The organism is Dechloromonas denitrificans (genome assembly GCF_020510665.1).
GTDB classification, from domain to species: Bacteria; Pseudomonadota; Gammaproteobacteria; order Burkholderiales; family Rhodocyclaceae; genus Azonexus; species Azonexus denitrificans_B.
In genome coordinates this window covers 3,067,435-3,089,660 of sequence record NZ_CP075187.1, presented here as the reverse complement: position 1 = coordinate 3,089,660, position 22,226 = coordinate 3,067,435, and the positions used below count along the sequence as shown (strand labels likewise).

General features: G+C 52.4%; 16 protein-coding genes. 8 read left to right on the top strand and 8 right to left on the bottom strand.

Annotated features, from left to right (window positions below; translation table 11 throughout):
• Window positions 1-95 precede the first annotated feature (95 nt).
• On the top strand, window positions 96-968 hold the full coding sequence (napG, locus tag KI614_RS14555) for a ferredoxin-type protein NapG (RefSeq protein ID WP_226406523.1): 873 nt from the start codon (window positions 96-98) through the stop codon (window positions 966-968).
• On the top strand, window positions 965-1,855 hold the full coding sequence (napH, locus tag KI614_RS14550; RefSeq protein ID WP_226406521.1) for a quinol dehydrogenase ferredoxin subunit NapH: 891 nt from the start codon (window positions 965-967) through the stop codon (window positions 1,853-1,855). The genes napG and napH overlap by 4 nt, the downstream gene beginning before the upstream one ends.
• 52 nt (window positions 1,856-1,907) lie before the next feature.
• Here napH and KI614_RS14545 read toward each other — a convergent pair whose 3' ends face one another.
• The 5 genes from KI614_RS14545 to KI614_RS14525 all read right to left on the bottom strand — a co-directional run bounded on the left by KI614_RS14545 (window position 1,908) and on the right by KI614_RS14525 (window position 9,709).
• The gene (locus KI614_RS14545) at window positions 1,908-3,227 is read right to left on the bottom strand and encodes an IS4 family transposase (RefSeq protein WP_226404818.1); all 1,320 of its coding nucleotides are present in this window, start codon (window positions 3,225-3,227) and stop codon (window positions 1,908-1,910) included.
• Between the two features lie 118 nt (window positions 3,228-3,345).
• Entirely contained in the window at window positions 3,346-4,206 is an 861-nt protein-coding gene (rpoH, locus tag KI614_RS14540) for an RNA polymerase sigma factor RpoH (RefSeq protein WP_226406519.1), read from the bottom strand.
• A 223-nt stretch (window positions 4,207-4,429) separates the two neighbouring features.
• The gene (locus KI614_RS14535) at window positions 4,430-6,658 is read right to left on the bottom strand and encodes an ATP-binding protein (protein WP_226406517.1); all 2,229 of its coding nucleotides are present in this window, start codon (window positions 6,656-6,658) and stop codon (window positions 4,430-4,432) included.
• 68 nt (window positions 6,659-6,726) lie between these two features.
• A complete protein-coding gene (locus KI614_RS14530) occupies window positions 6,727-8,721 on the bottom strand; it encodes an ATP-dependent nuclease (RefSeq protein ID WP_226406515.1) in 1,995 nt (664 codons plus the stop codon).
• A gap of 88 nt (window positions 8,722-8,809) precedes the next feature.
• Window positions 8,810-9,709: a hypothetical protein gene (locus KI614_RS14525; RefSeq protein ID WP_226406514.1), complete on the bottom strand. Its 900-nt coding sequence runs from the start codon at window positions 9,707-9,709 to the stop codon at window positions 8,810-8,812.
• Window positions 9,710-10,322: 613 nt separating this feature from the next.
• On the opposite strand from KI614_RS14525, the gene KI614_RS14520 reads away from it, so the two are divergent.
• Genes KI614_RS14520 through KI614_RS14510 form a run of 3 tightly spaced genes read left to right on the top strand, consistent with a single transcriptional unit; the run spans window position 10,323 to window position 14,718 of the window.
• A complete protein-coding gene (locus tag KI614_RS14520; RefSeq protein ID WP_226406513.1) occupies window positions 10,323-11,306 on the top strand; it encodes a TnsA endonuclease N-terminal domain-containing protein in 984 nt (327 codons plus the stop codon).
• A complete protein-coding gene (locus KI614_RS14515) occupies window positions 11,294-13,468 on the top strand; it encodes a hypothetical protein (RefSeq protein ID WP_226406512.1) in 2,175 nt (724 codons plus the stop codon). Before KI614_RS14520 ends, KI614_RS14515 begins: the two co-directional genes overlap by 13 nt.
• Window positions 13,459-14,718 carry an ATP-binding protein gene (locus KI614_RS14510; RefSeq protein ID WP_226406511.1) on the top strand — a complete coding sequence of 420 codons (1,260 nt, stop codon included), beginning with the start codon at window positions 13,459-13,461 and terminating at the stop codon, window positions 14,716-14,718. The genes KI614_RS14515 and KI614_RS14510 overlap by 10 nt, the downstream gene beginning before the upstream one ends.
• A gap of 509 nt (window positions 14,719-15,227) precedes the next feature.
• On the opposite strand, the gene KI614_RS14505 is transcribed toward KI614_RS14510, so the two are convergent.
• A complete protein-coding gene (locus KI614_RS14505) occupies window positions 15,228-16,808 on the bottom strand; it encodes a hypothetical protein (RefSeq protein WP_226406510.1) in 1,581 nt (526 codons plus the stop codon).
• A 599-nt stretch (window positions 16,809-17,407) separates the two neighbouring features.
• Between KI614_RS14505 and KI614_RS14500 the strand changes: the two genes are divergently transcribed.
• From KI614_RS14500 to KI614_RS14490, 3 genes are all read left to right on the top strand, one after another.
• Window positions 17,408-18,421, top strand: coding sequence for a hypothetical protein (locus KI614_RS14500; protein ID WP_226406509.1), 1,014 nt, complete (start codon window positions 17,408-17,410; stop codon window positions 18,419-18,421).
• Between the two features lie 155 nt (window positions 18,422-18,576).
• Complete coding sequence (locus KI614_RS14495) at window positions 18,577-18,732, top strand: hypothetical protein (protein ID WP_226406508.1); 156 nt, start codon at window positions 18,577-18,579, stop codon at window positions 18,730-18,732.
• A gap of 56 nt (window positions 18,733-18,788) precedes the next feature.
• Window positions 18,789-20,369 carry a hypothetical protein gene (locus KI614_RS14490; RefSeq protein WP_226406507.1) on the top strand — a complete coding sequence of 527 codons (1,581 nt, stop codon included), beginning with the start codon at window positions 18,789-18,791 and terminating at the stop codon, window positions 20,367-20,369.
• A gap of 180 nt (window positions 20,370-20,549) precedes the next feature.
• Here the strand turns inward: KI614_RS14490 and KI614_RS14485 are convergent, their stop codons facing one another.
• Together KI614_RS14485 and KI614_RS14480 are read right to left on the bottom strand one after the other, a co-directional pair.
• The gene (locus KI614_RS14485; RefSeq protein ID WP_226406506.1) at window positions 20,550-21,638 is read right to left on the bottom strand and encodes a TniQ family protein; all 1,089 of its coding nucleotides are present in this window, start codon (window positions 21,636-21,638) and stop codon (window positions 20,550-20,552) included.
• Window positions 21,607-22,197: a hypothetical protein gene (locus tag KI614_RS14480; RefSeq protein ID WP_226406504.1), complete on the bottom strand. Its 591-nt coding sequence runs from the start codon at window positions 22,195-22,197 to the stop codon at window positions 21,607-21,609. Before KI614_RS14480 ends, KI614_RS14485 begins: the two co-directional genes overlap by 32 nt.
• Window positions 22,198-22,226: the final 29 nt, after the last annotated feature.

Below are 22,226 nucleotides of genomic sequence, written 5' to 3'. Positions count from 1 at the left end.
TGGGCTAAAACCATTAAACGCTTATAAGCGTAAATTACGCGGGTCAAAATCGGCCTCGGTCGTCGAGCCCGCTTGCGGCATGAATGTGGAAAGCCATGACAAAAAATTCCCCCAAAAACGGTGCGGCGCGCCGCCAGTTTCTCTTCGATTCAGCCCGGATGGCCTGCGGTGTCGGGATGCTCGGCCTTGGACTCGGGCTCTACGCCAAACAATCGAAAGCCTTGCCCGCCCTGGCATTGCGGCCACCTGGCGCACTGCCGGAGGACGATTTTCTCGGCGCCTGCATCCGCTGCGGCCTGTGCGTGCGCGATTGCCCGTACAACACGCTGGAACTGGCCAAGCCGGAAACACCGGTGGCCACCGGTACGCCTTACTTCACGGCGCGCAACATTCCCTGCGAAATGTGCGAGGACATTCCTTGCATCAAGGCTTGTCCGACCAAGGCCCTCGACCATCAACTGACCGATATCAACAAGGCCAAAATGGGTGTCGCGGTGCTGATCGACCACGAAACCTGCCTCAATTTCCTCGGCTTGCGCTGCGATGTCTGTTATCGCGTCTGCCCGGTCATCGACAAGGCCATCACGCTTGATTTGCAGCCCAACCAGCGCACCGGTCGGCATGCCATGTTCCTGCCGACCGTTCATTCCGAACACTGCACGGGCTGCGGCAAATGCGAAAAATCATGTGTGCTGGAAGAGGCTGCGATTCGCGTCCTGCCGCCCAAGTTGGCCAAGGGCGAGTTGGGGCACCACTATCGCGTGGGTTGGGACGAGCAAAAGAAAGCGGGCCATTCATTGATGGATGAATCCAAATTGATCGACCTGCCCGATCGCGTACCTGAGGGCGCCGTCCTGCCTGGTCACTACGACCCGGCCAGCGGCCAGACAGCACCGGCCCGTGGTTTGCCCGGCAGCGAGGCCGGGGCAGTGCCCAGTCATCCCCCTGGTCTGGGAGAAAAGCCATGAGCCAGATTCGCCATAAAAAACGCATTGGCGCCGAGGCCGTCGAGGAAAAAGGCTGGTGGCGTGCCTACCGCTGGCTGATCCTGCGCCGGGTGTCGCAATTCAGTATCCTCGGCCTCTTCCTGCTCGGCCCTCTGGCCGGTATCTGGGTGGTCAAAGGCAATTTGAACTACAGCTACACGCTTGATGTACTGCCGCTGACCGATCCGTATGTCGCCCTGCAGTCGATGGTTGCCGGCCATGTGCCGGAAACGCTGGGCTTGATCGGGATGGCGATTGTGGCCTTGTTCTACTTTCTGGTCGGGGGGCGGGTTTACTGCAGTTGGGTTTGCCCGGTGAATGTTGTGACCGATACTGCCGGCTGGCTACGTGATCGCCTTGGCATCAAGGGCAGCGTGCATCTGTCGCGGCAGACCCGTTACTGGATTCTGGGCATGACGCTGGTCGGTTCGGCCTTGACGGGCGTGGTTTTGTGGGAACTGATCAACCCGATCTCGATGCTGCATCGCGGGTTGATTTTCGGCCTGGGAGCAGCGTGGACCGTGGTACTTTCGGTTTTCCTGTTCGATCTCTTTGTGATGAGTCGCGGCTGGTGCGGTCGACTCTGTCCGGTCGGCGCTTTCTACAACCTGCTGGGTCGGCGCAGTCTGCTGCGCGTTTCGGCCCCGGCCCGCGTGGCGTGCAACGACTGCATGGATTGCTTCGAGGTTTGCCCCGAGCCGCAGGTGATTCGTCCGGCCTTGAAAGGCGAGGCCAAAGGCGTCGGGCCGATGATCCTGTCGGCTGATTGTACGAACTGTGGCCGTTGTATCGACGTTTGTTCGAAAGAGGTTTTTACCTACAGTTTGCGCTTCAAGAACCCTGCTTCGACCCTAGCGGGCGATCAGTAAGCCGGCTGCTGAGGCAAGAAAAAAGGGGGCCAACCGGCCTAATGCAGTTCAGTTAAGGCTCTTTTAGGTGACGAACGGCGTAACGAGCCGGTCTGGCTTTGACGACACGGGGGCATTTTCGCCCCCGTCGTTTTTCCACGATAGCCATCTGCAACTGCAAACGCAGGCGCGCCAGATGGGACGGCAGTTTCCCCGGACTCATTCCCGCCGCCCAGATCAGTTCGTGCTGGATGATGTGCAGTGCGCGCAGGAAGCTCAGATCGGTCGGAGCGACGCGCGCTTCAGTGGCCGCCTTGGCGATTTCAAGTCTGATCAGGTTGTAGGCAATTAAGGCCCCCCAGATTTCCTGATTGACCCCTTCGGGCAAACGCGAGCGCAAGGTCAGCGCTTCGCCCAGCATCGATTGCTTGAGCTCGCGGTAGCTGGTTTCAATTTCCCAGCGCCGGCGATAGCAGTCCGCCAGATCCTGCGCTTTGAAGCGGCGGCGATCGAACAATGAGGTCAGCAGTACCCGGCTTTGACCATTGGCCGACTCGACTCGAATGGCACGGGCCTCCCAGGCCTCGGGCAGATCAGGGACCTTGACGCGCGCTTGAGGAGATATACGCAAACGAACCCGACAATCCTCGGGCGTTCCCGACAGGACTTCGTATTGCGTGTTGGACTTGGCGGGGATCAGGTAATGCCGCTCGGTGCCCGCAGCACTCAAGCCCAACAATATTTCCGCAGAAACAAAGCCCTTGTCGAAGACGGTCAGGGAATGGTCCTCGATCCGACCGATCAGCGCCTTGGCGTAAAGCATTTCGTTCTGGCCGTATTGGCCAAACTCGATGGCCGAGACCAGATGGGTGGGCAGTGCCGTCAGGCTGACGGCACGCACCTGAGGATAGGAGGCCACTTTGCCGCTGGCGTAGCGTTGGGCACCAAAGAATTCGCGGTTCTCGGGGCTGTCCGGCACCCGAAAGGTGGTGCCATCGACCGCCCATAGCGAAAGTCCCTTCCACTGATTCGCGACCTTCTCCTGTGCGCACCAGGCTTGGGCCGTTTGCTCGAACAACCATTGCAGCGGGGCTTGGCCAAGGCGAGCCCGCGCCTGCGTGATCGCACTCTTGCAGACCGCCTCGATTCGGGTGTCGGGCAAGGCCAGATCCAGGGTGCTGAGTACTTCTTCCATCGACTGGCGACGAAACAACGCCAGGGCGATCACCAGCCAGACCACTTGCTCCGCCGGCAAACGACGGCGGCGAACACTCGCCACCCCATGCGCGCTGAGCGCCTGCTCAATCCACTCATACGGCAAATGAGCCGCCAGACGATCGAATCCGATCGTCGGCATGACATCTGTCGTAATGGAGAGCTGGCTGGACAACATCGTTCGCCACGTTAACCATTCGGCGAACTGTCCACAAGCCCCAAAATGAAAAATGCCGCTCACCTAAGTGAACGGCATTAGAGCCTCGGCTCCCCTTTTTGCATGAAGCAAGGACCGCTCAGCTTGCGCTGAGTACGCCGCGCATTTTTTGCAGCGCCTTGACCTCGATCTGGCGGATACGCTCGGCGGATACCGAGAACTCGGCGGCCAGGTCATGCAGAGTGGCGCCTTCGTCATTGTTCAGCCAGCGTGCTTCAACAATCCGGCGGCTGCGTGGGTCGAGTGCCGACAGGGCGTTGTGCAGCCCTTCATCGTGCAGGCGGGCGATGGCCTTGTTTTCCATGACGCGCGTCGGCTCGTAGCGCGAGTCGGCCAAGTAGTCGATCGGGGCAAAAGCCTCGTCACCATCATCCGGATTGCCTTCCAGCGCGAGATCGCGGCCGGTCAGGCGCGTTTCCATCTCGACGACTTCTTCCTGCTTGACGCCCAAGCGCGCGGCAACTTCGGCAGCCTGGGTGCCGGACAGCGTATCGACACCTTCGTAGTTGTTTTTCAGGCTGCGCAAATTGAAGAACAGCTTGCGCTGGGCCTTGGTGGTGGCCACTTTGACCAGGCGCCAGTTTTTCAGGATGTATTCGTGGATTTCAGCCTTGATCCAGTGCATCGCAAAGGACACCAGGCGCACGCCACGAGCCGGGTCGTAGCGCTTGACCGCCTTCATCAGGCCGATATTGCCTTCCTGGATCAGGTCGGCGTGCGGCAGGCCGTAGCCGAGATAGCCGCGGGCAATTGAAACGACAAGGCGTAAATGCGAGAGCACGAGCTGACGTGCCGCTTCCACATCGCCATCGTTGTGGAAACGCTCAGCCAGCTTTGTCTCCTCGGACTCGCTAAGCATCGGATAACGGTTCGCAGCCTGAATGTAGGCGTCGATGTTGCCGACCGCAGAGGGAATTGGAAGGGCCATAGCTTGGGTCATCGCGTAATTTTCTCCTTGAAAACCTGATTCAATTTTAGCACTCGCTGCCTATGAGTGCTAACAAGTGAAAAAAGTTTCTCGCGGGGAATCTGTTCGTTGCCAATAAAGTCTGAGACAGTGCAATAGAGTCAGAGACAAGACATTAATGTTTGCGACAAATAGCTAAAGCGAAAAGCCTTCGATCAAATTGGAGGCTGTCCAAAGCGTAGACTTAGATTGGCAGTCAGTCGCCTAGGAGTTGGGTCTGGAGAATTGCAAAAAGTGATCTCACTTCGGAGTCAGAAGCATCTATATCTCTGCCTAAGGGGGCTGATGGCTTGTAGTCTTTGTCGTTACGGTCAGCCTCTTTTTCTTCGAGATAGTCACGGTGTTTGTTTAGCTCGAGCTGACTATCCGAGGGAATTTTGAGGTCGAAAGCTGAAAGCGCAAACTCCAGTTCATCCTCAAAGGAGTTCAACTCTGAAATGGACGAAATGTCATCAAGCCGATTTTCCAGGCATTCGATGAAACCATGCAGTGCGTCGCAAGCTGCATTTTTGGCGAGTGTTGGGGCTTCTCCATATCTCTCAATTGCACTGGCGACTTCTTTAATCTCGTCTAATGAAAGTGTATCCCCCGCACCAGAAAGCATATCTGCAGTGACCTGTGCAAGTACGGTATTTGAGGGGAGGGCTTGTTGTTCGTCTAGCGAGTGATTTTGGAATAATTCAAGTGCACGTCTGCATTCGCTCTCATCAATGGGATCCGCGCCTTCTACGGACAGCCTCTTAAATGCATCTTCTGCTAAAGCGAGGGTCGGGTACTTTTCGTCCAGGTGTTCGCTCATATCAAGTGCGAGTCGGAGATGCTCGATAGCCGCTCCTCGGCCGGAAACCATTAGTCTCTTAACCGCATCGATCCAGACTATTTCATCGCTAAACTGTTTTGAGCAAACGTCATAATGTTTTATGTAAAACCCCCAAGCATTATCGAGTTCAACAAAGGTGCCTGCGCTCTTAACGATAGATAGAAGTAAATGATCTTCGATGATGACTGCGCTCATGAAGTCTCGAATGCCGGGATTGCTAAAGAAGATATAGTTGTTCGATAGAGAGACTATCGATCCTTCAAGTGGCTTAAGTGCATGCCTGAAGCTTACGACCATCTGGGAGTCATCAATGTGGTGCGAGAAGCGTTTAAATGCTTGCAGGATTGTGTCGACAGACGGCCAGTGTCCTGAGAAAAATAACGCGAGCATGATGGTACGAGAGTCTGCACTTAGATGGGCACGGTAAGGCCTCTCCCACAGAGCACTTGGATTATTGAGCGCATTAATAACAGCGTCCCTGATGGGTAGATCTTGAATAGCTTGGAAATCTGCTGAAGTAAGCAGTTCGATCAAGCGAGGGCTGAAATTCCTGTGGTCGATAATTCTTAGATAGAAGTCGTCACTTAGTAGTGAACGCTTTTCCTCGTTGGTCAGATCGGAAAAATAAATGTGATTGAAGAGAATTTGGGCGCGAATGCCTCGAGTGTACGATCCAACGTTGAGGATCAACTCACTGGCTGTAATTTTTTCCGACGATAGCTTCGTAGATTGCAACTGCGCCTGTAAAAGCAGGTAACTTCTCGTTGTCAGGATGAAGCGTAAATCCTTATTGCATCGAACTCGTTCAAGGAAAATAGGCAACCGCTGATCTGTATTTCGGATCACTTCATTTGTTAGGCTAATTTGGCCAAGAAAATCATCAAAAAAGATGAGTCTCTTCTCGCCTTTTGAGCAGATTTCCATGGCCTCAGTAAGGTCGTCCACCACGAAGACACGCCATTCCTGTGCAAGGTGAAGCCAGGTCAGAATTCGCGCAAGAGTTGTTTTGCCAACACCAGGGTCTCCAGCGATGATTAGCGCCCCTCGCTGCTCTAGAATTGCTTCAGCTTCAGCGACGCTCCGGTTCTGAACAAATTTTGGGACAAGGCTTTTTATTACGTCGAGTTCAGCATCTGTGCGGTTATATATGCCGCTATGTAAGATACGTTCAAGGATATCGGTGTGCGTCAGCCAAAGTTTGAAGTGCTGTCTTAACACCGAAGGGTGTCGTTCCAGCAGATTGTTCAGGTCCTCTTTTCCAAATACATCTTCGCGCTTCAAAGGAGCGTTTGAGAGCGCTGAAATTAATTTATCTTTTAGAGCTGGCGTGAGGGCAGTAGAAGTGGCCAGAATGTAACGGCTCGGTCTTAGGAGTGCTACTTTCTCATTTTCATCTCGAGCAGCTTTCAGTAACGCTCTGCTTGGGCTATCAATGTAATGCTTGACTTGTATAACCGTGGTATTGCCTGCGTGCGCGAAACGGAAATCTATCCCTCCATCGGCTCCTGGACCAAAACTTTCTATGTAGATGCCAAGCTCAGCCTGAAGTAGATCTCTGACGAGGTTTTCAAAATCAAGAGGAGATAATTGTCTAAAATCATGCATATAGTTATTCGGCTCCTAAGCATCAATGATGCTGGTGCATTGGCTTCAGATTGCTTCAAAGAGCTCGGTTACACAGTTCGTGCATACTCGAGAATGCTGTCGCAGAGCATCTCTAGTGTGTTTGATCGAAAACCATCTCCGTAGGAGGAGGTTAGCCATTCGGCGATGAACAGATCATGCTTCTCGAGGCCCCCTTCGTGGTGATAAACCTGCCTAGCTTGTTCAACGTGAGTTTTGTAATGATCTTCTTGGAAATCTGATTTAACTGCGGTCCCCATGTTTTCAGGCCAAATAACGCAATTGGCCTCAACTGTAATGCAGCTTGGGAAGTCATCAATTTCCATACCCAACAAAGAAATAATGGCGTGGTTGTCCAATTGTTGACGCCTTCTGTGGTCTTCCCGAGTTGTATTTCCATCGGCATCAAATACGACAAAAAATGGCGTATTTAGCTCCAAAGCCATGGCGATAGGTTGTATTAGTTTGTCTTTGCCGTGCACTGGAATTAAGTGACAGCCTAGCCTCCGAAATTCAGACCAGCGACCACTCAGATGTAGATAAGTGGTTATGTACGAAACATCTTCAAGCCCTTCAATTAAGATCGGAACCTTTGCAAAAAACATTTCAGAAATGCCCGGCTGCAAACTCTGGTGTATTTTTGCTATTAACCCCGCATTTCGATTTCGTGGCGCTTGCCCGGTAGCCGCTCGGATCCGGCTACATAAAGCATCGAACGTGAGGAATTTAACTTCCGCTGTATTGCCGGATGCCGTAACAAGCCTAACGTTCTCAAACCCTTGCCCTCGTACAAAGATAGGGGAGTGTGTGGTAATTAATATCTGATTGTTTTCACAGGAAAGCGTTTCTAGTACGTCGGCCAAGTGCCTCGCCTGTGGAGGGTGTTGATATAGCTCAGGCTCTTCAATTCCCAACAAGAGAGTTGGAGCATTTTCCTCATCAGAAGCTGCCAATTCCTGAAGCAAAGCAAGTAAGTAAGAACGTTGGAGGCCGTGCCCCATTCTGGTGAGACTTCCAAAGAAGTTTGCATCGCCAGTTCTAATTCCTGCGACAGGCTGTTGAACAACTACGGATTTATTAAGATCTGACATCCACTCAAGGGCCAAACGAACATCTGGATGAGCCCATTCGCCTAGTCGGCGTTGTAGCGAAGCAGATATCTCGTTGAGACTCTCTTGATTTCGATTCAGCAGCTCAAGATAACGCTCTAACGTGTCTGACTTTAAATTTTCGATCTCTTGATCAAAATTAATACGCGAGCGAACGGTTCGCGCAAGCAATTTCCCTAGAGCGCTGGTTTTTGCTTCCTGGCTTTCATCGGTTGCATCCTTTACTGCGGGAACATATACCCACTGTATAAATGGAGAAAGCTTCCCTGCTCCATTTATTCCATAGAAATTATCCTCGCTTGGAATAAGTTCGCATAGCTCAGCGTGCCCAGCTTCATATATTTGCAAAGCTTCAATTTTGTCAGCTTTTGATCGGGCATTCGGCAGGTCAGGATAATTTACTTGCAATTCCTGATAGAGCCTATTTAGATCGGCAGCAGATGCTCCTCTTTTTTCTGCCTCAAAAAAGCCCCGAAAAGCTCCCATACCGGATCGCTCACCGTAGTGGCGGACCACCGCAATACCTGTTGCATCATCAAACGTAGCCTCTGCTGTAACCGCTAGTTCCCCTTGGCGAACGTAGTTCGATAGTTCGTGAGTTGCAGCTTCTCCTAAAGAGTCAAAGGTCACTGTAATCTTTATCGGTTGCCTAGTGTTTTGGCAGGAAAAATCTTCTACAGACAGTTTTGTAACATCGGTTGAGCTGCCTGATTGCTCTTTGAAAAAAATATTGAGAGCAGCAAGAACGGTCGATTTCCCAGCGCCATTTTGTCCAACAAAGCAGGAGTAGTTGGCTAAAGGAATTGTGATATCGGCCAGTCTCCGGAAATTCTGGATTCGTACGTTTTTGACCCTCATGGACTCTCCCGATTCTGGTTGTTTCATGGCTACAGCCATGAAATTTGATTTGGCTGTGCGAGATGCAATCGGCATCATACAGAATGCGTAATGCTGAGCAGAATAGCCAATAGGTTTTGTTGGTCATGCAGGTAAGCGGCGCCCGATAGCCAAGGGCAAATATGAATTATGGAGTTTGGGGGGGCGCTAAGCAGATTGGGGAATCGAGGATGTCCCCCCGCCTACCGTCCAAAAGAGCAATGCGCAGAGCGATGCGCTCTTCGTTGGTGAATAGTCGGTTCTCGTCCCCTTCAATGAGATTGGCTGCAACACTAAGGCGCCTCGCCACTGACTGATAGCCGCTACCCCCGTATTGGTAGTGTCTTCCGTCTAAAGTTGCTAGCGGAAGTAGCTCTTGCTCGAAATACTGTACCAATGGGGTTCCGATACCTATAGCCGAGAGTATTGGCCCCAAAATTAACAACATTCGGCATACACGCCTGCTAACAGTTTGTGCGAAAACGCCATCGTGGTTTTCTACTGCCTGGCGTAGCAGTATTACTAAACAGGCCAATGCATCTGGTCCAGCTCGACGCTCAAGCATGGCGAGCTGAGTCTGATTTAGTGATCGGTGGGGTGTTTTTCCAAAGCCGAGATTGGATTCGCGCTGATAAATGATCTTTTGAGTCTCCGGGTGAAGTTCGCCAAACCAAAACTCAGAGTGCAACGAAATCAAGCAGTCGCGCCTCAATGTCTTCCAAAGCACATGGTTTAGAACAGCGTATCCGCCTGCATAGATCGTTTCAATTGCGTTCACCAGATCCGGACTTGGTGTATGGAGGCCTTTACGATAGCTGCGCCATTTGTTCTTGTAGTCGCATTCCCTTGTCTTGCCATGCGCGGGGCGTATCTCTAGCCGCTGGTCCATTTGGTAGGTAGAAGTCGCACCGCAATGTCTTTTCAGAAAATTGAACCAGGCGACGGTACGAAATGCATCGACGACATGCCGCTGTTTGCCGACCGGGTTTTTTCGCGTCTTTGACGCGTCAATGAACTCGTCGATGGAGGATGTCGATGTTTCAATCACTTAATGACAATTCATGCTCGAAAATAGGGTGACGATTGCCAAAATCGTGTGGCTTGTTGGGTTTTCCTAGGAAACATAGCATTTCCATGACAACCAATGACAGGGCATGACGTGCAAAAAGAGGATTTTCCGGAGCTATCAAGTGATTCGCTGGCCAAGGAGCTCAACGATGAACTTGTGCGTCGGTATGGCTTGCTCCTGTCTTCGTCAGATCTGGCCAAAGTGCTGGGCTATCCATCTGCAAATGCCTATTGCCAAGCTGTTGTGCGGGGTGCTGTCCCTGTGCCGTTGATGCGGATACCGAATAGGCGAGGGAAATTTGCTTTAGCACGTGACGTGGCGGTTTGGCTGAGTCAGCAACGCCGATTGGCTACTTCGGCACCCGTGCCTTCTGAACGAACGGAGTCGATCACACTATAAATAATTTGGGCCGGCACGCGCTAAGGTCGTGTCGTGCGTAGTTGGGGCTACCGCCCCGGCCGAATCGAAGGGAGTGTTAAATCGAAATGAACTAAATACGACTGCACAAACAAAAACGCCACAGGGTTCGAGGCCTGCGGCGTTTCGTACTGAGGGGTGCCCCCAGATTTCGCGTTCAAAATGAAATGTACTCGTGCCTTCTGCACGCGTCAAGGGCATCTCTTTTCCGGTTTGTTTATTGCCGTTGAATGGCAAGGAAGGAGATCCCATGAGAAAGGGACTGCGGTTTACTCCTGCGCGTCTGGCAAAGTGGCGCGATGAAGGCCGAGGAACTGGCACAGGCGCCGATTACCAACCATGGCATCAAGTCACACGCTCTGATCCTGGTAGTCGAGGCAGATCACACCTGATCAACTGGCGCTTCGGGCGATTGCATCATCTCCTGTCAGATAAGGAAATGGTAGCTTTCGCCTTTGCCTCAATGTTGCCTAACCTGGTTGATCTACGAGAACAGTATCCGCTCGCCCATGATGTTGGCGAACCGGAGATAGCTGCCTATCAGTCGAGTTCGCGCGTTCTTGCGTCTGAGGGCACATTGCAGATTTCAGAAGATCTGGGGCACAAACATCCAGTAGTTCGCAAAGACGGGATTGTCGCCCTGTGGGTGATGACCACGGACCTTGTTCTTACACTAAAGAATCCGGCCGGGCGTTGTGAATTGTTAGCGATTAGCGTGAAGTACGACAGTGAGTTGAGCGATCCGCGAACAATTGAGTTACTTCGGATAGAACGTGAGTACTGGTTGCGTCAGGATGTCTTCTGGTTGCTGTTGTCGCCTTCGCTCTATTGCGACTCGGTGGCCAATACGATTCGTATTGGTATGCCTTGGGCTGTCGATGTCTCGCCAGTTTCGAGCGAAATACTCGATGCACTGGCTGTCACGCTTCCATCCCCAGGAGGCATGACGCTAAGTTCAATCATTGCGCACGTGACTCACGTGCTGCCTGTCGCCAAAGCCAATGCCTTGTATGTATTTTGGCAGGCAGTTTGGACAGGCCGCGTCCCGCTCGATATGTCTCATTCGATGCGCCCCAACGAACCCATCGCCTTGCTTTCAAAAACCGATTTCTGGAAGCAGAACCCAATTGCATCGAGGAGAACGGCATGGCACTACTAATATTTAACGCCGCCTTGCGCATTGAAAGTGATGATCTTTGCGGTTTCTACCGTGTCGTGGCAACGCCACCGGGATTCAGTTATGTTTGGCTAGCTTTCGCCGCCCCGTGGGGAGCTGCTGGGGGGAAGTCGACTTTTCCGGGAACCCTTACCAAGATTGAGAGAGCGACCTTGGAGGCTTTCGAGGAGGCAGGAAAGTTGGTTGATGTCGATCTTCAGCCTGAGGGCAAGCTTTTGACGCCAACTTCTGCATTGGACTTTGCTGAGAAAAATCTCTGGGAACGTCGCTGTGAGTTGATGAAGCCATTTTTTGATCATCGCGCAATTTGTGATGCGCTTCAGAGTTCGCGGGGCCTTGGCCCTCTTGTCAGAGCTGCAATGAGTACCGGAAAAGGTTCGCGAGCCAGCATCTACCGACTATGGCCAATGCTTTGTAAGCATGGTTTCGATCAGCTATCTCTGATGCCTCGCTTTGATAAATGCGGGGCTCCTGGGGTGCCTCGACCTGTTACTCCAACCCGACGTAAGGCGGGTGCCAAGACCTTGAACGCACGGCTGGGAAATCCTGAGCCAAATCCTCAGGCTGGCGTGACAGAGGAGGACCGCATCAAGATCGTGCATCACTACCGAGCATTGGTAAAACCCGGAAAAGCTTTCAGGCAGCTCTATGATGAGACGATTGAGCGTGCCTATGTCACGCAATATCAGCAGACAGATTCTGGGCGGGAACCAATTCTCCCCATCCAAGGAAGCTTTCCGAATCAGCGTCAGTTTCGCAACGTCATTGAGTTCGATGTGAAGCGACTGGAGCGAACGATGCTCCGAACGACGAAAGGGCATTTTGATCGGAATATGCGCGGACTTCGAGGTCGGTCATATGACGGTGTTGCCGGTCCTGGCCATGTGTATGCGATTGACTCAACTATTGGTGACATCCATCTTCGCAGCTCGATCAACAGGGCTTGGCCAATTGGCAGACCCATCGTCTATATCGTGATTGATGTTTGGTCGACGGCTATTGTTGGCTTCTATGTGTGCCTGTCGGGTCCCTCGTGGGAGACCGCCAAACTCGCATTGTTCTCGGCATTTTGCGATCCGAAACTGCTTGCCGAACTTTGGGGAGTTGAGTTCGTTGATGTGTTGACTCCTTTTCCGACGGCACCCTACAAGGTGCTGTGTGATCGCGGTGAATACCTGTCCTTTGGGGCTCGTGAGACATGTGAGCAACTTGCAATCAACTTCATGATCAATGCGGCATATCGGCCGGATTTGAAGGGGCTGGTCGAGGTGGTGCATCGGATTGCAAAAGACCAGCAATTCAGTTTTTTGCCTGGAGCCATCGATGCACGTCGCAGAGAGTTGGAGTTGAAGACATCGGGCAAAGAATCAGCACTGACGCTTAGGGAATACGTTGCTTTTCTGCATGGCATCTTCAATCACTACAACTTGTTTGCAGATCGCTCACATCGAATGACGAGCGAGATGATCGCTGCCAACGTCATGCCAAGCCCTGCCGGGCTTTGGCGGTTTGGGCATGAAATGGGAATCGGATATCAGAAGGCGATGCCGCAGGACCGATTGTTGAGCGGACTTCTTCAGCAGAAAGTGGCGCTTTCCAGGAGGGATGGGGTTTTTCTGGAGTCACTTCAATACGAGTCGCCGATTGCTCATGAACAGAATTGGTCTGCTTTGGCCCGAAACTTTGGCTCGGATGAGAAAACGGTATTCCAGTTTCCTGGATCGACTTCACGAATCTGGTGGCCTGACCCTGTGGGTAGGTTACACGAGTTCAAACTTAGGGCTAATGCTCGTGCGCCGGGAAATGTCAGCGTGGATGAATGGCGCGACGCGGTGATGGATGCAAGCTCGAAGAAAAATGATCGCGCATACCTTCGACTGCAGGCTGCTGTGAATAATATTGACCGACAAGCTGCAGTCAACAAGCGTGCGGTAGAGCTTACGCGAGAAGCTGAACGTGAGTACGAGGGTCCAAGGCTCACGGCGCGTGAAGCACGGCTGCTGGAAACCATGCCCAAGAGATCCATTCTGCCACCACCGGACAATACCAATCATGGAGATGTCACCGAACGTAATCCCGGCTATGAATCGTTGATGAACCAGGTTTTTGCCGAAATCGACAAAGAGGCCGGCGAATGCAATTAGTCGCTGGCACCGCAAAGGTCTCCGAGGTCGAGGCCTATGCGGGGAATATCCTGATTGATGCCTGCGGTCCCATTTTGTCGCCAGCAGAGATTTTGAGGCAAATGATCTACCTACCGCCTCTACCCAAAGATATTGAAGCGACGCCAATCCATATCCGGAAGCATCAGCTTGCGGACATTCTTCGGGTTCACATACCTACATCGACAGGTCTGGAGCTTGCTGAAAGCATCGGGTTCATGATTCGGCAAGGGTATGTGCATCGGAATCCGGTGAATCCATCAACGTGGCAGCGTATCTATGCTCCGGGGGCTACTGATTCTTCTCATGCGGCGGTCCAGCTAGGTAGTACGGTGGTCGGTTTATCGGGTGTCGGTAAATCTACAGCGGTTGAAAGGGCATTGGCATTATTTCCGCAAGTCGTTACCCACGAGCGATTTCCCGGGCTCATTGGGTCAGTACGTCAACTGCTGTGGCTGAAGGTCGATGTGCCTCAATCAGGAAAAATCAAAGAGCTGGTGGAGAATTTTGCAATTGCGACAGATAGTGCGCTTGGAACGAACTACGCTGATCAACTGCTTTCGAACTCTAATAAAAAAGGTGGGACGCTGGCTAATCAATGGCTGCAAATGATCTTCTGCCACTTCCCAGGGCTGCTTATTCTCGATGAGATTCAGAATCTCTTCAAAATTGAAAGAAAAGCGGTTCGGGAGGCGGCCGCAAGGCGTAGGGTTGCTCAAAGGCCTGCACTAAGAGTGGCTGATGATGAGGCGGTTAAGCTCATCCTGACCTTAACCAATACCACCAAGATACCGGTGCTTGCCAGTGGGACTCCCGATGGGATAGAGGCTTTGGGATCACGGATGAGCACGATTCAGCGATTGGTGACTGCAGGGTTTCACCGAATACCGCATGCGGTGTCTGCTGAGGACGATTTTTTCAGAAACCGCCTGTTTCCTCAATTGTGCAAATACCAATGGCAACCGGATTCGTTGGAGCCTTCGGATGAGCTTCGTCATCTGTTGCATGAACTCAGCGGCGGCATATTCCGAATCTGTATGGCACTGTGGATTCATGCCCATCGGCGGTCGTTTGAGCGAGGTGGAAGGCAATTGTTGCTGGATGATTTTCGCTATGCGGCTGCCAACGCTCTGGCGCCCTTGCAGCCCGCCGTCAAGGCAATACTTAGCGGAGATCCTCGTCTGCAATTGCAGTATGAAGATCTCCTGCCTGCGAAATTCGCGTATTGGTAGACGTGCCCTTGAATCCCTACCTCTTCGCATGCATCGTAAGGCAGGGCGGGGAGTTGGGTTAGCCTCCTCAGGAAAGAATTTTCGGCCTACGGTTAGGAGCGAAAACCCCCTGCTCGATACGGGCCGTGACCAAGGAGTCGTCGAATTCCGGGCGACCCTGCGGGCCACGGTCGAATACGGAGAGGCGGATACCGTCCCCGTAGCGTTTTTTCAGGATGGGGAGGAGTGCCTCTAAATAACGCCTGGCCAAGGATTCCGAGGATAGGCAGGCTGAATTGGCGAAATCGCAGAGCTTTGTATTCGCGGAAACGAAGCATTCGTCCTCCACTATCAGGCGCCCAATGTTTAGGTTGGTCGCCACTTTTCCCTGCACCCAGACTGTCCAGCTATCGTACAAGTTACATTCTCCCTTTCGGCACCACGGCGGTTTCGGCTCAACTCAGAACTATTATCGTATCGTTATTCCCTCTACTTGAAAGCCGTCCTGCTTGTTCAGCCACAGCGGCGAGCTATTGGATCAGGCCAGCCGACAACCAGATGCCCCGCAGCAAGCCGACCGAATAGCTATAGCGCTCGGAGCACATTCGGAGTGCTATAGCGACCGGTTGATGCTCGGCTCGGCGATCCTCACCGTACCGAAGCACATCCTCCCACTGAGTGCAGCCACAGGATCGCCACTGGGCGTTGTTGGCCGTTGAAACCGGGCCATGCTTCCAGTTATGTGTGTTCGTCTTGCGCGGATAGCTGCTGGCCGCTGTACGCTCAGACGGCGGAGGGATAATGCGTTGCAAGCTCTCCGGGATTTTCCGGAACTTTTCCTGCTCGACTTCTTGTTCCCGGCGTTGCTCGATCTCACGATTGCGCTCCGAGGCCAGTTGGGAAAGCGTGACTGCCGCTCCCTGACGCAGCAAAACCTCGGCGGGATGATAGAGCCAGCGTTTCCCTGCTACTTCATCAACCACGAGCCGGGCATATTCGCCGCGAGATACCTTGCCGCCCAACTGGCGAATGTCGATTTCCAGCGTCGGCAAATTGTTGTGCCGAATCCGCTGCATCCGTTCTTCAGTGATCGCATTCGTGACCGTCACTTCAATCAGGATCGGCCCTGCCTCCCATGGAAATGATTCACGCATCTGGGCGATCACGTCGGGGCGGGTGCGGCCCATATCTTTCTCCAGTGCTACCTCGTCCAGTTGAACCATTGCTCCGGGATAGCTCTTGCTGGCCGTCAAAGATTCGCCATCCTGAAGCGTAGTGCGTGCCGTCCCGGTCAGGTCTGGCAATCGAATCCGCTTCTCTTCTTCCAGAATCTGCTTGGCGATCAGGTGCAGCAATGTTTCCCGGTCGGCTGCGCCCCAGTCCAATGCTTGCCTGGCCTCATCCACTGCTTTGTCTTCGGCTTCCTTGGCCAGCTTCTCGTCATTCCAGTGAGAGCACCACAGTGCATGCTCGGAAATGATCGTGATCCGTTTGCGCAGTTCGTCTGGTGGCATCCCCGCAAGGGCTGGATCGTCGATGGCCATCACAATGGTTGGAATTAGCGAGGTCGTACCAGCGTCTTGCTGCTGGGCGGCAATCGAGCCCTCAAGCACGGCCCTGAAGGTTCTGCCATCTTCTAGCGTGATAATCGCCGCGGTTTTGTCCCGAAACTCGAAGCGGGCGACACGCACCGTTTCAGTTGGGGCAACGGCCCATGCATTGTGGTACTGCCCTGACAAACCCTGAACGGCTCCTTTTATTCGCCGCATCGGTAATCGGAGATTGCCTTCCCGTTGCAGCATTTCCAGTGCAGCGACTCGCGCAGATAGGATCAGGCATTCATCCTTGGCCGCGCCGGCTGGGTGCCGAAATGATGGGCGGCGCTTGTAGTCCGGGTTTCCGGCATTCACCGCCTGCAAGGGCAGGCCGCAGCTATAACACTCACAGTTGCACGCAGCACCTGTCTGGTGAGCCTTTAGTTCGCCGATGTAGCGCGGCTCACCAGTGGAGCGATCCCGCGCCCATGCCATTACCAAATCGTCCAGTAGAGGACGGTGGGGATTCTCTTGACCTGATTCAACCATCCAATTGTCGGAGGTGCTTGTATTCATGTTTGCTGACCAAGTGTGGTGGTGGGCGTTGTATCGGAACTGATAGAGGATTTTGCTGGTTTTGCTTCAAATAAGGCTAAGTACTGGAGTGGGATATGGAAGTTAGTCATGTCAGTTATTCCGTATCGTCCTTTGCCGACGCTTGGCTAATTACCGGTATCCGTCGGCAATGCATCGAATACCGCTCCTTTCCAAGTCGATGCTTAGCTTGATCAGCTTTGATGAGCTTTCCTGCTTGGACGTCTAGCGCCCACGTGATGCAGGCAGGGAGTCGGCTCATGGTGCGCTCCCGATCTTGGCGAGCTCTGCCGATACCAGAGCTACGCAATGCGCTTTAACGATCCAGTTGTTGAATTCGGCTTGCCAATATCCGCGACCACGACATAGCGGCTCAACAATGGCTTGGACTTCCGCGTTAAACGGGTGCCAAACAGCCAAGTCTCCCGATGGGAGGCGTCTTGTGAAGACGGCCACACCCTGTACCAAAAATTTCTGCTGCATAATTCTGACTCCATGGTTTGAACACGAAGTCAGGTTAGAAAATTCATCCTCGAAAATTCACTCAACAACCCTGACATTACCCTTGAGCAGGGAAATTAATGCCAAATAATCAGAATACTAATAGCAGCGCCGAGAGCACTACCGAATGCCACGTACTGGCCATAGCGCACTGTCTACTGGATTACCTTTCAATCCACGGGAAACACGCACAACCCTATCAAATCCTTCGCTTTCTAGCCGAGCAGACAATCTACCGATTATCTGAAGGTAAAGAGCCTCACTTCAACTACCTATCAATTCGGGAAGCTGTCACCGGCGAATCTGAAGGAGATGCCAGTGCCTGGTTTAGTCGTCACTGGAAGGCCTTCAACGGTGATTTCCGTAAAAAATGTGAAGAGGGAATACAAAAATTTGCTGCCGACCAGGGACTCACCGTTTACCCCTGGATCGACAAACGCGAAAGTGATGGTGGAGCGGGGAATCAAGCTTTGATTTCACTCGTCGCGCTGCAGATCCCCGCATGCGCACTCCCAACTCCGCGAAATCTTCCGAAGCACGATATTGATTACATCCCTGCAGAAAACCTCCAGCTTTCGTGGTGGGCGCGTTTGCTGTTTGACAAAGAGCAAGTTGCCCAAGGATGGCGGAAGCACATACTTGTTTGGCCAACACTGCTTTGGTTTGCCGTCGTAGGATTGCTTGGCGCATTTCTGCTGTACGTCCTCAGCCTCAGTGAATCACCCCTGATGACCCGCGACGTTATCATTCTGATCTACATTGGTTTATTAGCGTGGTACGCGCGCTATCTCGTGAATCGATTTAGCCGACTTGTCGATGACCGCATCGTTATGGCCTCGGAGTCGATGGTCGGATTCAAGGAATTTGGCGTATGTCTCGAACTGTACAAGCCTGACGGCGCTACCTCGGACACCCCGAAACGAGCCAGAATGATCAAGTATGCGGCGACATGTCCCAGCTGCGAGGCCCAAGTTCTGCTAGACAGGGGAGAGCCGGATTTTCAGCGTCGAATCGTCGGCCGTTGCCAGGAAAGTCCCCGGGAGCACGTTTTTAGTTTTGACCGTGCAACACTAACTGGCTATCGCCTGCGCTGATCGCTCTGCGCACGGGGGGGTCAAAAGCCGTTCATCGCGAAAGAGGAAATCACTCAACGATTAGTTCCAGAAAAAACTTGTCGCCAAAACTCCAGGTTACTCGGAACGCGTCAAAAAATAGCATGGCTACTCCTTTAATCCTCTTAGGAGCAATCATGGCAAAGCAGTCGCAGCCGCAAGCACGCACCCAGCAACAGCAGAACAACCGCGCAGATGCGCGCAACACCAACCGAGGGACTTCGGGCACCAACCCCGTCAATGCCCAGGTTCATGGCAATCGTGGCAAACAACTGAATCCGAATCAGCGCTGATCGTTCTGCCTCCCTGCTCATGCGGGGAGGCGTTTTCCAAAGAAGAGTAACTGAGTATGGACTACAACTTCCCGACACTGGGCGAACTGGTCAAATTTGCATTCGATGCCACTGGAGTATTACCTCGCAAACGAGGTGAGGATGACGGATTTGACGATGCGGCCAAAAAGCGTATTCAAAAACAGCTAGAACGCCTCACCGATGAAGATGGCAGCCTGACAGAACGCTGTGGCGAACTCATTAGCACGCTCGCCTTTCTGACAGGCGGCGCTATCCCGAATGAAAAGGCAAATCTCGCGGTAGGTGAATGTGCCATGGATCTCTTCGAGGTTTACAACGCGGTCATTCGCGACGAGGGAACTTACCTCAATAAGAAAGACAGCATCCTGTGGTTTTGTCGCGCTCATGCGATCCCCCGCCTGGTCCTATCAATTCAAAAGCACGTTCTGCGTCTGAATCTCTCTTCAGAAGGTTTCACTACCCCTCCGGACCCAGATTGGTTTTTGCCGACGATCAATGGGGATGAAATCACTTGGCCCTTAGCGAAGGCAATGTCTTGGGTTTACGAAGTCTGCACTATTGGTCGCACTCACTTTCACTATCCAGGAAAGAGCACCGAAACTGACCGCCCTGAACAACAGCAGAATTTAGATAATGCGTCAGCATGGTTTAACGGGAAACGCCTCCCTTCCTGGCCAGGCCTTTACTGGAACTTCTCCAGATCAATGGACAGTCTTCAGGAGCAGGCAAATCCAGCTTGCCAACGAATAATTCCGAAAAATCTGCGTGAAAGCATCTATCAAGTGCTCTTCTTGGCGCGCATGAGCACCCATGTTTGCAGCCTGTTGAGGGACGCCTACGGGCCAGCCGCATTACAGCAATTAATCACTCAATTTAAGCAGCACCGCGCTTGGCTATTGCCAGACATTGAGAGCTTTGTCAGCTTAACCACAGCTTACATTGAAGAACGCTGCGTTCCTTCCGTTGCAGTCGACGAGGTCTGGCTACAGTTTTCCGAACGCTACTGGGTTTGGTTCCGGGATAGATTCGATGACCTAGCTTACACGCTAGACACTCTCCTCAAGCATCACGATTACAGACCGCTCCCCGAAGAAACCATCAATGAATTGGTAGAGTACTACGGCGAATACCGTGTACGTACAGCACTTGAAAACATTGGGATCAGCGCGGAGTTCGAGATGCCCCCAAGCTTTCCACAAAGGTTAGGTGAAGGATTCGACCTGAAAAAAAACGGTCATAACTGCACTGACGACGATATTGACCAGTACCTGATTCAAATACAGCGGGATGGCTTAGCCTTACACCTTGCTTGGATGGAGCGTTGGCTGCGCGCAGTGGTTCGCTACCGTAAAGAGGAGTACGAATCCGCTTTTAAGCATATGGAAATTGCGTTTGAGCGGGCGAAGTATTGCGCCGGCAAAAGCCAGTATCTCTTAGTGAATCAGTTTGTCGAATTGGCCGCCAAAACCAATCGATGGAAAAGCTTCAAGAAGGGCGTCGATTGGGCTAAGTATCTTGGCATTCAGATACGCTGGCTTCGAGATGATGAACCAACCGAGGAGGCGCTTCGTTTCGTTTTCTTTATGATGCAAAAAGCCAAGTATTCGCAGTTATAGTCCGAACTTGCCGTTCGCGTGTCCGCCATTTGAGGTCAGCTATCGGTTACCTGCCATCCTGTGTGTCTAGATGCTCAATTGCCATTCCTCAAGGGGGCAAGAGGATGGTATTGATCGATCTATATTTGATCTATGAACAGCGCAGATAAAAGCCAAGCACTATCGACGTTTATTTGCTGCTCAGATTCGATTTTCCAATGCATGTTTTGTCGCGACACGAAGTACCTGCTCTAATGCATGGCGCTCCGTGCCGTGCTGGCTGCATGCCTGATCAACCGGCATTCCTCGCAAAAACTCACTCAGTGCACGTTGAAGCCTCCCTGAGTTTTCAGTTGCAGGTTCCCAATGAATTGGCTGTGGCGACGATTGAATATTGATTGCCAGATTCAATTCTCGATATGCCTCCAAATCGGAGAATGCATCATCAGCCGAGTCGTACAACAAAGCGAGAGCTAGGGCGTAGTAGGTCGTGGCATAAGCGATTTTCTGGCTTGTATAGGTGCGACATAGGGATGAGCTGCTCCCCTTCTTTTCGATGTCGGGGAAATGCGCTGTGAGCCATTCACCAGATGCTTGGCGGCGGGCCATGTCATGAAGATGCAAACCAATAACGCCCGCTCGTGAGCGGACTTGTAACCGGCGTGCGCGTTGCTGCAGGCAACTGACCATTTGAGTCGTTGATATCGATCGTTCTCTACACAAGAATTCCTGACAAATTTCACCGTAGCGTCGGATCGTGGGGTTCTCAATCGCTGATATATGGAGTTCAGGCGAAAGCGCTTCTGCTTTTTCCAAGGACTCTTGGGGTAATAGCTTCATCGGCGAACTCCAACTGGTTCGCAATAGGGCTATTTGGTGTTTTTGGCATGTGTATATGCCGGGGAGTTGGTGCGATCTCCGCCAATACGAAAAGCCCCAGAAAGAGACATCTTCATCGATGCAGAGGGGGCAGATCATTGCCCCTAATGGGTTGGCGCGGTGCGCTACGGTGCGAGCAACGAGATTCTCGTTGAACACCCCCCATTTTTTTGACTCTGCCACTTGGACGGCCCGATAAAAGGGCAGCAGTGTGTGATGAAAAAGATAGTGTGCAAACGATAGGCCTGCTAGCGATGCGAGTGTTTCGGAGTACGCTCGACTTTCATCCCCAACAAGCTTGTGGATCGTGCAGGACACTCGATCCTTCTTGGAAATTCCATTGATCGTGTAAACACGCCCCAAGTGGCCAGCAGCAAGTTCATCTGGTAATGGTTCTGGAACATGGATCATCGACTTTGATCTCCTTGGGCGCGGGCGTTCTATTTCGAATTGCACTGGTGCTCGGATGTAATACCCCGAGGCTACGGATGACTAACGCTAGGGCCTGGGCGTGCTCAGGTGTTCCATCCCAGACTGCTGCCAAGGCTTCATTCAGTTCCTTTGATTCAGCAATGGCTTCGTGTGATGGGACTTGGCCAACCGACAGCACGTATTTACATACTGAATCAAACAACTTTGAACGCCGTCTGGATGCGCCGGAGAGAATCCGGCTAACTTGCGATTGGCTGGCATTCAGTTGGGTTGCAATGATTGATTGGGTCAGCCCGAGCTCACGAGCACGCTTGGCCACCAGTGCTGATTCAGTGCGGAGGGTTGCGTCAAAATTCATGCATATTATTATGCATAATTTATGCGTTTTGTGAAATACTTCTGAGTAGAGCCGATGTGGTGATTCGGAGTGCTTTTCAATGGCGGTAGGATGCCTTTGGGTTATTGTATTTGTTTGGTTGTCTTCGTGATGAACGCCGAATATCGAATATCGAACATTGGCAATGATCTTGGCGGTCAATGCAGTCTGCAGTAGGGTGTGTTTGCCTC